Origin of the sequence: Bacteroides sp. D20 (genome assembly GCF_003436255.1) — a bacterium.
Taxonomy (GTDB): domain Bacteria; phylum Bacteroidota; class Bacteroidia; order Bacteroidales; family Bacteroidaceae; genus Bacteroides; species Bacteroides uniformis.
This window is the reverse complement of sequence record NZ_QSOO01000017.1, coordinates 40,871-53,631: the sequence shown is the minus strand read 5'-3', so window position 1 is coordinate 53,631 and position 12,761 is coordinate 40,871. Positions and strand designations below refer to the sequence as shown.

The 12,761-nt window shown below is 46.4% G+C and carries 10 protein-coding genes and 2 pseudogenes; 4 read left to right on the top strand and 8 right to left on the bottom strand.

Going from position 1 to position 12,761, the window contains the following annotated elements:
* Nucleotides 1–3 precede the first annotated feature (3 nt).
* From DXD78_RS16355 to DXD78_RS16325, 7 genes and pseudogenes are all read right to left on the bottom strand, one after another.
* Nucleotides 4–1,167 (bottom strand): DUF4249 domain-containing protein, encoded by a 1,164-nt coding sequence (locus DXD78_RS16355; RefSeq protein WP_005832823.1) that lies wholly within the window; start codon nt 1,165–1,167, stop codon nt 4–6.
* 6 nt (nt 1,168–1,173) lie between these two features.
* Nucleotides 1,174–3,912, bottom strand: coding sequence for a TonB-dependent receptor domain-containing protein (locus tag DXD78_RS16350; protein WP_034529665.1), 2,739 nt, complete (start codon nt 3,910–3,912; stop codon nt 1,174–1,176).
* Between the two features lies 1 nt (nt 3,913).
* Nucleotides 3,914–4,597: a hypothetical protein gene (locus tag DXD78_RS16345; RefSeq protein WP_005832827.1), complete on the bottom strand. Its 684-nt coding sequence runs from the start codon at nt 4,595–4,597 to the stop codon at nt 3,914–3,916.
* A gap of 240 nt (nt 4,598–4,837) precedes the next feature.
* Nucleotides 4,838–5,212: a YccF domain-containing protein gene (locus DXD78_RS16340; protein WP_005832831.1), complete on the bottom strand. Its 375-nt coding sequence runs from the start codon at nt 5,210–5,212 to the stop codon at nt 4,838–4,840.
* Nucleotides 5,213–5,249: 37 nt separating this feature from the next.
* Complete coding sequence (dinB, locus tag DXD78_RS16335; RefSeq protein ID WP_009038099.1) at nt 5,250–6,356, bottom strand: DNA polymerase IV; 1,107 nt, start codon at nt 6,354–6,356, stop codon at nt 5,250–5,252.
* Between the two features lie 31 nt (nt 6,357–6,387).
* A pseudogene (locus DXD78_RS16330) lies at nt 6,388–6,675 on the bottom strand (2-aminoethylphosphonate--pyruvate aminotransferase); the annotation flags it as partial.
* Between the two features lie 95 nt (nt 6,676–6,770).
* Nucleotides 6,771–6,845 (bottom strand): annotated as a pseudogene (locus DXD78_RS16325) (2-aminoethylphosphonate:pyruvate aminotransferase); the annotation flags it as partial.
* Nucleotides 6,846–6,932: 87 nt separating this feature from the next.
* Between DXD78_RS16325 and DXD78_RS16320 the strand changes: the two are divergent.
* The 4 genes from DXD78_RS16320 to DXD78_RS16305 all read left to right on the top strand — a co-directional run bounded on the left by DXD78_RS16320 (nt 6,933) and on the right by DXD78_RS16305 (nt 11,904).
* Nucleotides 6,933–8,873 carry a heavy metal translocating P-type ATPase gene (locus DXD78_RS16320; RefSeq protein WP_009038098.1) on the top strand — a complete coding sequence of 647 codons (1,941 nt, stop codon included), beginning with the start codon at nt 6,933–6,935 and terminating at the stop codon, nt 8,871–8,873.
* Between the two features lie 5 nt (nt 8,874–8,878).
* Nucleotides 8,879–9,313, top strand: a complete 435-nt coding sequence (locus DXD78_RS16315; protein ID WP_005831909.1) for a Fur family transcriptional regulator — start codon at nt 8,879–8,881, stop codon at nt 9,311–9,313.
* Nucleotides 9,314–9,384: 71 nt separating this feature from the next.
* Nucleotides 9,385–11,025, top strand: coding sequence for a sigma-70 family RNA polymerase sigma factor (locus DXD78_RS16310; RefSeq protein WP_009038097.1), 1,641 nt, complete (start codon nt 9,385–9,387; stop codon nt 11,023–11,025).
* Between the two features lie 81 nt (nt 11,026–11,106).
* Nucleotides 11,107–11,904 (top strand): bifunctional 2-polyprenyl-6-hydroxyphenol methylase/3-demethylubiquinol 3-O-methyltransferase UbiG, encoded by a 798-nt coding sequence (locus tag DXD78_RS16305; protein WP_009038096.1) that lies wholly within the window; start codon nt 11,107–11,109, stop codon nt 11,902–11,904.
* A 199-nt stretch (nt 11,905–12,103) separates the two neighbouring features.
* On the opposite strand, the gene DXD78_RS16300 is transcribed toward DXD78_RS16305, so the two are convergent.
* Nucleotides 12,104–12,589, bottom strand: a complete 486-nt coding sequence (locus DXD78_RS16300; RefSeq protein WP_005831917.1) for a helix-turn-helix domain-containing protein — start codon at nt 12,587–12,589, stop codon at nt 12,104–12,106.
* Between the last annotated feature and the right edge of the window lie 172 nt (nt 12,590–12,761).

Here is a 12,761-nt window from a genome sequence, read left to right as displayed (position 1 = left end):
TTATTAAAACAGATTGATTTCAACTGGCCAGAAGGAAGGCTTTTCCAAGCTGGCACCTAAATAGCGTACGTCTGTACAACCTCCAGAAACCCATGCATAACCTTTGAATCCCGTACGTGGGTCCGGGTCCGGATATGCAATGGTATACCCCATCAAGTATAAATCTAAAAATGTATACTCTTCTTTCAGCCCTTTCGCTCCCTGACAATACCCCTCAGGAAGCCTATATTGTATATCATCTGTAGAAATGAAAATGCGATATTCCGCCACATTCAAACTGACACCAACATATCCAATGGCCTGTTTATTTGAGCTTTCACATCTAATGTTCGACGGCAATTCCGAAGGCTGGGGAACAAACAACCCGCCCATCTCCTCATTAAGCTTTATTTTCTCCTGATAATATTCATATTCACCCTTCGAAATCTTACGTTGTTTCACTATAGTACTGTAATAGCAAGAAAAACGAATATCGTCTGCTTCAATGGAATAGAGACACTTATCCTTTACACGATTATCCTTGTTTATTTCCATATTACCTATTATTATCTCGGACGATTCACTATGACACCATCCGCGTGAGTATGGTCTAGCATCATAATCAACGATCTTATCTGTTTCGGGGTCATAAGCACACATAGGATTGTATACGGCCCTCACCTCCCAATCTTCTTCATAACTCCAAGAATAACATGCAGCATCTTTGCTTTGCATAGAGAAACGGATACTGACATCACCATACTCCCCTTGCTGTTCGTAGGTGACATCGTCTATGCTTTCCGTTCCTATCGGATATTGAGGTTCGGAAGTATAGATATCTCCCTCATAGACAATCTTCAAGCTATAGCGGACATCCCTATGCAATGTTCCGACAGCAACCCGGTACTTTCCATTACCCAACGCAACACCCCTAAAACTGGAGCCATCCTCACCGGTTACACAAACTTCAGCATCCACCTTATTGAAATCAGGAGGAACCCCTTCCACATCCAAGGAAAAGGAACGGCTCAAAGAAAACACGACAGCACTATCCGATATTATACTACCTTCAACTATGAGAAGGCCGATACTACTTTCCGGCAAGTGGGCATTGAACTTATCCACACAATTACTAAGGAACAACCATAACGGACATATACATATCACCCAATATACTTTATTCTTCATACCCTTTCAGAATTTAATATTATAAGTAACAAAAGGAATGGGAGCACCGAATATGGACATCTTGTATCCTTGAATCCTACCCTCCTCGGACACAAAATAGACAGAGTACACATTCTTCCTTCCGGTCAGGTTATAGATACCGAAAGAAAGGGAACTGTGGGTCAACAATGTCAGGTGGTGACTGGGTTCAATATTGAACGACAAATCCATACGGAAATAGTCGGGAACACGATAACTGTTACGGTCGGTATAGTAAACCTGCATTTTCTTCAAACCCTGGTCGTAGTATTGCCCGGCAGGAATTGTGGTGGGACGGCCCGTACTGTAATCCATATTGAAAGACATGCTGTAACGGCGGGTAAACTTGTAATTGCCTACAAGCTTGAAGTCATGCGGCTTGTCATACTCGGTCGGATACCATTCTCCACCATTGATGGGACGGGCTATGCGCGGATCATTCTGACGCAAGAAAGTGCGCGAATAAGTATAGCTCATCCACCCGTTCAGTTTTCCAGCCGGTTTTTTCACCTGGAATTCCACGCCGTAAGCATATCCCTCCGTATTGATGACATCCGTCTCCAGATGGTGGTTCATCAGGATTTGGGCGGAACTGCGATAATCCAGATAATCAATCAGCTTTTTGTAATATCCTTCTACAGATAATTCCAGAAGTTGCCCCGGCGTATTATAGTAGGCGCCTGCCGCCACCTGCCAGCCACGTTGAGGCTTGATATTGGGGTCGCTCAGCTTCCAGGTATCTGTAGGAGACATAACGGCAGTATTCGATACCTTATGGATATACTGCCTCATCGTATTGAAACCGGCCTTTACGGAAAAATCATCTGTAAAGGCATAACGTGCCGACACTCTGAATTCCGGTCCGTGATAGGTCTTGATGACCTTTCCATTCCCCGCCGTGATAGAATCCGCCACCGAAGACATGGAGGGCAGTATACCTTCCTGATATGTATAGTAAGTGCACGGTCCCAAAGCATTGAGCATGGAATAGCGTATACCCGCATTGATGGAGAGCCTGGAAGTTATATCCCATTCATCCCCTATATAAACGGCACTTTCCAGTGCTTTATCCTTTTGCAGTTCATCATATCTTACCAGCGAATTAGGCCCCACCGGCTCGTAGGTCCCGGAATTCACATTATACAGCTGGCTCATCAAACCGAAGTTCACCGCATGGCTATTGCCGGCTTGATAAAGAAAGTCCGCTTTTCCAAACCATTGGTTAATGGCAAAAGACAGCCGTGCGGCAGACGCTTCCTCCACCGTTTCATCATTTCGGTAATCGTAGTGGTCATAACCGAAAGAGAAGTTTCCGGTCAGCTTTTCTGCAAAGACAGTCCTCCAGTTTGCCGAGAAATTCATATTGTTGTAGGCATACTTCTCATTGTCATTAAAGGCAAAACGGTCGTGACTATAATAGCCATAGACATTCAGCTTGTTGCGCTCGTTCAGCGTATGCGAGAAGACAGTCCCCAAATCATAGAAACCGGCTTTCCCATCACGATACCCGCTTTTGTTGGGCAATGTCTTCATTATCCAGTCCGAATAGGTCGTACGTCCACTCAGCAGAAGGGAAGTCTTTTCCTTAATGATGGGAATCTCGAGATTCAACTTACTGGTCACAAGCCCGATACCTGCAGAACCAGTAAACTTTTCCTTGTTCGCCTCCTTGCTGGTGATGTTCAGTACGGAAGCGATACGCCCGCCATACTGGCTGGGGATACTGCTCTTATAAAGTTCCGCATCCTTTATCATGTCCGAATTAAAAGCCGTGAAAAAACCGAAAAGATGATTGGGGTTATAAATCGTTCCGTTATTGAAAAGAAGCAGGTTCTGGTCAGCGGCACTCCCACGCACATTGTATCCGCTGGATGCCTCCCCCACTGTCTTGATGCCGGGAAGTGTCTGTATCATCTTCAGCACATCCACCTCACCCATAGCCGTAGGAATGTTTTTCAGCAGGGCAGGCTGCAGCTTCTCCATTCCCAACTGCACACTTTTCACGTTCTGTATACGCCCCGAAACAATAAGCACCTCATCCAGCATATGGTCTTCCTCTTCCAACTCGATATGGACAATGCCTTCACCATAAAGCATAAATTGCCGATGGGTCACTTTGATATTCATCCCACTGATTTCAAGAATATTATAGCCTGCAGGCAGGTCAATGGTAAATTCCCCCTGACGGTTGGTCGTCGTAGCTACCCACGGCTCTCGATGAATGATGTCGATACCATCCAGATTCTGGCCGGTCTTAAAGTCAGAAACTCTTCCGGTCAAAGTTATCATATCTCCGGGGGCAGGCTTGTACTTGTTTCCTATCTCATAGACCTTGTTTTCTGAAGAAGACTTCACAATAGGAATGTATGAAGGCAATAGTTCCTCATCCGTCTCCAACTTTTCCCCCATCAATACCGGTGGCAGCGAGGTAGCCAGAAAAATCTCCGGCAAGACAAATATTCTGTCACCATAAACCGTCACCTTATAGATAGTAGCTGCCAAAGCCTCTCTCAAGTACTCGGCAGTGGGGTTCTTCACCTCTGCCCGCTTCACTTTAAAAGGAACCGTTATCGTTGTATAAACACGGCAAGACGTGCCCTTTTCTACTGCATCCATCAATTCGAATATGGAAATGCTGTCCGTAGCCATCTGTTGCTGTGCAAACATGCCGAAAGGCGACAATAGGAGGAAAAAGGCTACTGTATATTTAAGATTATGTGCTTTCATATTATTTTCCATGAATTAAGGAATCAATATATTCCGTTAACCGGGTCATTGCCCGGACACCGCCATCTTCCTTGAAGTCCAGCCGCTCTTTCCGGCAATAAGCCTTCAACTGCTTCTTGTATGTAGGAAAAAGTTTCAAGAAACCCGAACGGGAAGTTATCACATAATCGGTTCCGCCACTGCGAAGACTGAAATAGCTCTTTTTCTTGAACCGGCTGTAATAAAGATCGTTTTTCTTCACCTGAGACTCCATTGTGGATACGATATACTGTGTCAGGCACATTTGCGGACTATCATATAGCAACGCAGCGAAACAGTCACCCTGCGGTACAAACTTCTGTCCTTCTATGACAAAATAATCCACTTTCCGCATATCTACCTGCAAGGTTATCCGTTTCTCCGGAGTAACCACAATCAGACTCTTTTTATAGGTATCATAACGGAGCTGCAAATCCGAGTAAAGCCATCTGCCATAACAGACAGCCCCCTCGCGAAATTCATCCGTATTCCAATAGGGATGGTTAAGATACTTCTGCTGGTTATAATTTTCCTCTGCCTTACCGGAGTAAAGAGCAGCATAATCTCCTGCCGCTTTTCTGAATTCATCAAAAACGGCTTGTTGTGCACAAACCAAAGATGGAAAACATAGGACGCATAGTAGCGTGTAAAGGTGTGTTTTTCGCATATATGTGAAGTGTTATAGGTGAGGATAATCACAAATATAACATTTCACTTTTAAAAATAAAATTATTATTATATATAATTCAAATAAAAACAAAAAATAGAACCATAATCGGATGCTAAACACAAAGCTAAACATTTAGCATGCAAGCAGAAGCACATTACAATAAGATTAAAGCGCCATTCATCCTCTACCATCAATTATACTTACATATATTTATAAAAAACGATACAGCACAATCGCTCAAGCCGCAACAATATCCTTCCCGAAAGGAGTCAATGCCAGCCCTGCCAGCTTAAAGTGTTGGATACCGAAAGGAATGCCTATAATGGTGATGCACAGCAATAACCCGAATCCCAAGTGCGAAAGGCAAATCCAAATGCCGCCCAAGAATATCCAAAGAATATTCATCAGCACATAGAGGCAACCGTTGGAACGTTCCCCGCTACGAACCTCTTTGCCGAAAGGCCACAAGGCAAGGCTTGCCATTTTCAAGGTCTGCATGCCAAAAGGGATGCCAATAATGGTGAACATCATCAATAAACTTGCAATAAGATACTCCACAGCAGTGATGATACCTCCAAACATCAACCACAAAATATTCATAAAACAGCCCATAGCTTTCCTTTTTTTAATACTGAACACAAATATAGCATTATTTATTTGAATGTTCCGTCTCCCAGTCACTAAATTCAAAACTCAGCTGTTCCCAGACTCCTTTCTCCTCCCCCTCTTCACGGGGGTTGGAAACGGAAAGCCCAATCAAACGGATAGGATGATGTTCATAATCCACTTCCTGCAGCAATTGCTTTGCCAAAGGCAGAATCACGTCAAGGGCAACCAGCTCCTTTGTTTGGGTCATACTGCGGGTAATCTGGCTAAAATCATGAAACTTGATTTTCAGCGTCAGCGTATTCCCGCGGAAATTGGCGTGCTCCAGTCGCCCCACCAGCTCCACTGCCGCATGGTACAGCTCTATAATGACGGATGAACGCTTGCTGATGTCCTTCTCCAACGTATGTTCGCAACCCACAGACTTGCGGATGCGGACAGCCTCTACCGGACGGGTATCGATGCCACGGGCAAAATCATAATAGACTGTCCCCACTTTGCCAAATTCGCGGGTCAGCATCTCCAAAGACTGCATGCGCAGCTGTTCCCCGTTGTGAATCCCCAAGGTGTGCATCTTCTTCGCCGTTACCGGTCCCACTCCCCAGAAACTTTCAATGGGCAGCCGGGCAACAAAGTCCAGTGCCTGGGCAGGATGTATGGTGCAAAGCCCATCCGGCTTGCGGTAGTCCGAGGCTATCTTGGCAAGAAACTTATTATAGGATATGCCGGCGGAAGCCACCAGATTCAACCTCTCCCGCACCTTCCGCTTTATCTCCTTCGCGATGTCTACAGCCAATGGAATGCCCGGTTTATTCTCCGTCACATCCAAAAAAGCCTCGTCCAGCGAAATGGGCTCGATGACATCCGTATATTCATGAAAGATTTCGTGTATCTGGCGGGAAACGGATTTGTAGACTTCCATCCGTCCCGGGATAAAGATAAGTTGGGGGCACAGCTGCTTTGCCTTCAGTGACGACATGGCAGAACGCACCCCGAAACGCCGTGCCTCGTAACTGGCTGCCGCCACCACTCCCCGTTCCTCCGCATGGCCCACGGCAATGGGCTTGCCCCGCAATGCAGGATTATCACGCTGTTCTACGGAGGCGTAGAATGCGTCCATATCGATGTGTATAATTTTTCGTCCAGTCATTCTTCTTTCAACTCCCCGATACAAAGATACACTAATTTTTCTTCATCCGAAGTATCCGCCGATAGACATAAATGAAGGCTGGTATTAAAAAGGCATCTGCAAAAATCCATGCAGTAGGGTCACCAAAACAAACAGCCAGACAACCGAAGGCTGGAACAGCCAGTAGGCTGACCAGTATCCGGGCAATCATCTCCAAGACACCGGAAAGCATGGCAAGATTGGTATATCCCACCCCCTGGATAGTGTATCGCAGGATGCAGAGCAGTCTCCAAACCGGGAAAAAAGAAACGGAAATGTATAGGAACAACTCCGTATTCTTCCATTTCTCTGGATGTTGCCATAAATCTAATACCTCCGAAATTGGGTGTAAAAATAGGGAAAGATAGCGTTTAACTCGCGAATTACCTCTATCAGCTACCGGAAATCTTCGGGATGAACATCTCCGATATTGCCGATACGGAAAGTGTCGGCTTGCGAAATCTTTCCCGGACATTCCGGAAATTTTCACTTTGCAACCAAGTTGCATCTCCTTTCCGCTACCTTTGCTGCAGAAAATAGAAAATAAGAGGAAACAATATGAGTTGCAAATGCTGCTGCACACACGGACATACAGCGATACAAGAAAAAAGAAACAGTCTGCTGAAAGATTATTGGAGAATCATCCTCTCCACCCTATTACTTTTCGGAAGTCTCATCCTGAATGCTACTGACGCCACCTTCTTCAAGGGAGAGTATGTACCTTTTATATGGTACTTGCTTGCCTATCTCTCCGTAGGCCTCCCGGTGATGAGGGAAGCCTGGGAAAGCATCCTGCAAAAGAACGTGTTCAGCGAATTCACCCTTATGTCCATCGCCACCCTCGGCGCCTTCTATATAGGCGAATATCCCGAAGGCGTTGCCGTCATGCTCTTCTACTCCTTGGGAGAGCTCTTTCAGGACAAAGCCGTAGACAAAGCCAAGCGTAACATCAGCGCCCTGCTCGACGTACGTCCCGAAACGGCAACGGTCATCAGAAACGGCAGTACGCTTGTCGAAGCTCCCCAACGTGTGCAGGTAGGCGAAACCATCGAAGTAAAAGCCGGAGAGCGCGTCCCCCTGGACGGAACGATGCTGGACGAAGTTGCCGCCTTCAACACCTCTGCACTGACGGGAGAAAGTGTTCCCCGCAACATCCGCCAGGGCGGGGAAGTGCTTGCCGGAATGATTGCGACCGACAAAGTCGTACGCATCCAAGTCACCAAACCCTTCGAGAAAAGTGCTCTTTCCCGTATATTGGAACTGGTGCAGAATGCCTCCGAGCGCAAAGCGCCGGCAGAACTTTTCATCCGTAAGTTTGCCCGTATCTATACGCCCGCCGTCACCGGACTGGCGGCATTGATTGTACTGCTCCCCTTCCTCTATTCGCTGGCAGATGCACAATTCTCGTTCATCTTCAATGACTGGCTATACAGGGCATTGGTCTTTCTGGTTATCTCCTGCCCGTGCGCCCTCGTCGTAAGCATTCCGTTAGGCTACTTCGGAGGAATCGGCGCCGCCTCCCGCCTGGGTGTCCTCTTCAAAGGTGGCAACTACCTCGATGCCATCACCCAAGTCAACACGGTGGTATTCGACAAGACGGGTACGCTGACCAAAGGCACCTTCGATGTACAATCCTGCCAGGCACAACCGGGAGTTACGGAAGAGAAGTTGATACAGCTTGCCGCCTCGGCAGAGCGAAACAGTACGCACCCCATAGCCAAAGCCATCATAAGCTATGCCAAACAAAGAGATATAGAGCTGATTGCCACAACGGACGTTACGGAGATTGCCGGCCACGGACTGCAAGCCACTATGGATGGAACGCGTGTCCTGGTGGGGAACACCCGCCTGCTGACTAAGTTCGGGATAGAATATCCCGATGAATTGTCATCAATTGTCGATACGATTGTGGCCTGCGCCATCGGAACAAAATATGCCGGTTATCTGTTGCTATCAGACACATTAAAGGAAGATGCCGTCAACGCCGTCAAAGAATTAAAAGCTTTAAATATCAATAATATTCAGATATTATCGGGAGACAAACAAGCCATTGTTACTAACTTTGCAGAAAAGCTAGGCATCACCCAGGCATACGGAAACCTGCTGCCGGACGGAAAGGTGAAGCACATCGAGGCACTCCGCAGCAACCCTGCCAACCGAATAGCCTTTGTGGGCGACGGCATCAATGATGCCCCGGTTCTTGCCCTTAGCCATGTGGGCATCGCCATGGGCGGACTTGGCAGCGATGCCGCCATCGAAACCGCCGATGTAGTGATACAGACAGACCAGCCTTCGAGAGTGGCCACCGCCATTCATGCGGGCAGGCAAACCCACCGGATTGTCTGGCAGAACATCTCGCTGGCTTTCGGAGTGAAGCTGCTTGTCCTCATCCTCGGTGCCGGTGGAATCGCTACACTTTGGGAAGCTGTCTTTGCCGACGTAGGCGTCGCCCTCATTGCGATAGTGAACGCCATACGCATACAAAAACTTATTAAATAGAAAAAATGGAAGAAAAGAAATATTTGGACCTATTGGCCAAAAGGGACATACAGCCCACTGCCATCCGCATCCTGGTATTGCGCACCATGATGCAGGCAGGCCGTTCCGTCTCATTGCTCGACCTTGAAACCATGCTGGATACGGTGGACAAATCCACCATCTTCCGTACCCTTACCCTATTCCTCTCCCATCATCTGATACACAGTATAGATGACGGGACGGGTTCCTTCAAGTATGCCGTGTGCAGCGACAGTTGCTCTTGCGACGTAAGCGACCTGCACACCCATTTCCATTGCGAGAAATGCAACAAAACCTTCTGCTTCACCAACATTCCCACTCCGGTGGTGAAGCTGCCTCAAGGATTTACACTGAACAGCATCAACTATGTACTGAAAGGCATTTGTCCGGACTGTGCAGCAGAAGTCAACCGGGAGGCTTAGTTAAAAAATAAAAATCCATGCAGTCATTCATGTTCTTCTCTATCCTTAAGAAATAACATTGAGACAAACACATGGATACAAAAGCTCTTGTCACTTTATGCCAGAAGGGAAACGGGCAGGCCTTGAGCCTGCTCTACGAAAACTATTCAGAGAAAATGCTGAAAGTATGCCTACGCTATATTCCCGACCCAACGATAGCCCAAGATCTTCTTCACGACGGTTTTGTCATCATATTCACTTCCATTCATTCGCTGCGCAACCCGGAGAAACTGGAATACTGGATGAAAAAGATTATGAGAAACCTGGCACTGCAATACCTCAACCATGCCAATGCCAACCCCACCATCCCATTGACAGATATTCCGGAAGAGGAAGAGCCTGCTGAAAATCCTTTTTGTCCGGATTTCATTTCGTACGATAAGATGCTGGATATAGTGGAGAGCCTTCCGGAGGGCTACTGCAAGGTATTTAAACTGGCAGTACTGGAAGGATTGTCCCACAAAGAAATCGGAGATTTACTGGGTATAGCGCCACACTCCTCTTCCTCCCAATTGTTCCGGGCGAAAATTTTACTTAAAAAGATGCTGGCAGGATACCGTGTATTCATTGTTTTGACAGTATTGCTTCTCTTTCCAACGCTGTATGACTATCTGTACAGAGAGAAAAAGAGTATCAGGGAAAACCGTTTGTCCAAAGTTTCTTCCAGGCAAGCCGGGAGTACGCAACAAACAAAGAAAACCGATACTCCCCGAACCGGCGAACAATGCCATACTAAAGAAAATCTGAACAAAAGGGAACGAATCATCCCTCCCGTTCCAGTTTCCACAGAATGGCCCCTTGCCATACCCACAATGAAAGATAGTATCCACAAATATCCCATACCTTCTCCATTCACCGGACAGACCATCACCAACCGGCAGATGGCTTTCGCCTCCTCCCCTTCCCTGATGCCGCCAACCCGCAAGAAGAAATCCGGAAAATGGAAGTTGATGCTGGCTGGTTCACTCGGACCGCAACTGGCACAGAACTTATATAAGCTGATTGCCACTCCACATACCGACGGCATTTCAAGTGACTTCCCTCAACAAGTCAGCACGTGGGAAGAGTATTATTCTTATCTGCACACCCGCTATCAGCAGGGTACTCTGGGAAAAGATTCCATCGGACTCATGCAGATTGCCCAGAATAACAGCGGCAGGATTGTTGAGAACCAGCAGCATCATGCCCCCATCGTCGTGGGACTCTCTCTCAGCAAGAAATTGAATGAGCGTTGGAGTCTGGAAACCGGATTGCAATATACGCTTCTCAGGTCGGAGTTCACTACCGGCGAAGCATTCCGCATTCAAGACAACCAGAAGCTACATTATATCGGCATTCCTCTCCGGCTTTCCTACCGTTTCTGGCATTACAAACGTTTCTCCGGTTATGCCACGGCAGGCATGCAGGTGGATATCCCCATAAAAGGGACACTCCAAAGCTTCCATGTCACGGACAGTATTCCACACAAGCTCGACAGCCAGCCGGTAAGTGCTCCCTGGCAGTGGTCGGTCAACACAAGTATAGGCATACAATATCGCCTCACACCCCAGGCAGGCATCTATCTGGAGCCGACTGTAAACTATTATATCCCCGACGGCAGCCAACTGCGCACCATCCGAAAGGAACACCCGTTCACATTCACCCTCCCGGTAGGCCTCCGCATTTCCTGGTAAAAAAACGATGCGCCACGCAGTCTTTTACCCGACTGATTATCTATTTATATGGATAATTAAACTCAAGAAGGAACAAAGAACATGCAGAAACGACATACCGACCGGGAAAGCTACTTTGATGAACAGTCACAGACCAGCAAGAACTATTATATCCCCTACATAAAGGAAGTCATCGGACACATCCCCGATAAAGTGCTGGAAGTGGGCTGTGGAGAGGGAGGCAATCTGCTTCCCTTTGCCAAAGCCGGTTGCCGGGTGATGGGCGTAGACATTGATGCCATGCGAATAGAGCAAGCCAGGACCTTCTTCACCCAAAGGCATCAGCAGGGACAGTTCATTGCCACCGACATTTTCCAGCTTGAGGACAAGGCTACGAATTTTCCCCTGATTCTTCTACACGATGTGATAGAGCATATCAGAGACAAAGAACGGTTCCTCTCCGGCCTACAAAAACATTTGTCTGCCGACGGAGCTGTATTTGTAGGATTTCCCGCCTGGCAAATGCCATTCGGAGGCCACCAGCAGATAGCACACAGCCACATTGTTTCACATTTCCCTTTTCTCCACCTCCTTCCCCGCACTTTATACAGATGGATATTAAGACTATGCGGTGAGCAGGAACGCGTAATCACGGAGCTACTGGATATAAAGAGCACCGGATGCACCATCGAACTGTTCAATCGCATCGCCCGGCAAGCCAACTATCAAATCATTGACCGGAGACTGTACCTTATAAACCCACATTATAAAATCAAATTCGGCTTGTCCCCACGAAGGCTCAACGGAGTTATTGCTGCTATCCCGTACATAAGAAACTTCTTTTGTACAAGTTGCTTTTACATATTAAAGAAAGGGACTAAAACTGTTAATCACTACTGATTTCCCAGCTTTAGAATTGATTCCGAACCATCAATTTAAGATTATATATTCAGAAGAAACCATTAAATTTCTGAATAGCCCTGATGAAAGAGGGTGTGTAGAAACCCTCATAAACTAAAAAATCACCCTCGCTGCAGATGGTTGTAGCGAAGGTGATTTCAATAAAAGGGGAACTTGCACTTCCTCCCTTTTAATGTTTTTACATCGTTACTTGGTTCATTACAGCCTCGTCAGGTGTCGTTCCTATTTCATCGGCAAATAATATGTGGGTGATAGACCCTCTCGGGGTCGGAGTTTCGATTTTAATTCTTTGACCTTGGTACATCTCCGGAATATCCACCAGCTTACATCTATGGGCTTCGTTATTGCCAAAACTGACATAATAATCTTCCCCTATTACCAGCTTTACAGGTTTACGTTGAGAGAAATGAGTCGGACAAACAGAGCTATCCACTTTTATATCTATCACAAAACCAAGAGCGGATGTTACCTTAGATAGTATATCAATGCTCACATTATAAGCCCCTTTCTCTATCTTGGCTATATTAACACGATTAACACCACAAAGATTAGCCAATTCCTCTTGGGTCATATTTCTCTTCTTGCGAAGAATGGCTAACCGGTTACCAATCCGTTCACGTTCTTTCAAAATCTTCTCTGTACATTTTCCTTCGTGAATTTTCATAAATCTGTTGCAGAATTTAAAGTGTTGCCCCCACTTCTAATAGTTATTGATTTTTGAACAGACAAAAGTAGATATTAATTTTGAATTGTAGCACATTTACTACAACTGTTTTCTAAATGAATATAAAAGGTAGGGGGAGTAGAAGAAAAGAAAAAGCCCCTGAATTACTGGA

Coding starts and splice junctions, on each gene's coding strand:
- DXD78_RS16355 (WP_005832823.1), bottom strand. CDS start 1,167: ATGAAGAATAAAGTATATTGGGTGATATGTATATGTCCGTTATGGTTG.
- DXD78_RS16350 (WP_034529665.1), bottom strand. CDS start 3,912: ATGAAAGCACATAATCTTAAATATACAGTAGCCTTTTTCCTCCTATTG.
- DXD78_RS16345 (WP_005832827.1), bottom strand. CDS start 4,597: ATGCGAAAAACACACCTTTACACGCTACTATGCGTCCTATGTTTTCCA.
- DXD78_RS16340 (WP_005832831.1), bottom strand. CDS start 5,212: ATGGGCTGTTTTATGAATATTTTGTGGTTGATGTTTGGAGGTATCATC.
- dinB (WP_009038099.1), bottom strand. CDS start 6,356: ATGACTGGACGAAAAATTATACACATCGATATGGACGCATTCTACGCC.
- DXD78_RS16320 (WP_009038098.1), top strand. CDS start 6,933: ATGAGTTGCAAATGCTGCTGCACACACGGACATACAGCGATACAAGAA.
- DXD78_RS16315 (WP_005831909.1), top strand. CDS start 8,879: ATGGAAGAAAAGAAATATTTGGACCTATTGGCCAAAAGGGACATACAG.
- DXD78_RS16310 (WP_009038097.1), top strand. CDS start 9,385: ATGGATACAAAAGCTCTTGTCACTTTATGCCAGAAGGGAAACGGGCAG.
- DXD78_RS16305 (WP_009038096.1), top strand. CDS start 11,107: ATGCAGAAACGACATACCGACCGGGAAAGCTACTTTGATGAACAGTCA.
- DXD78_RS16300 (WP_005831917.1), bottom strand. CDS start 12,589: ATGAAAATTCACGAAGGAAAATGTACAGAGAAGATTTTGAAAGAACGT.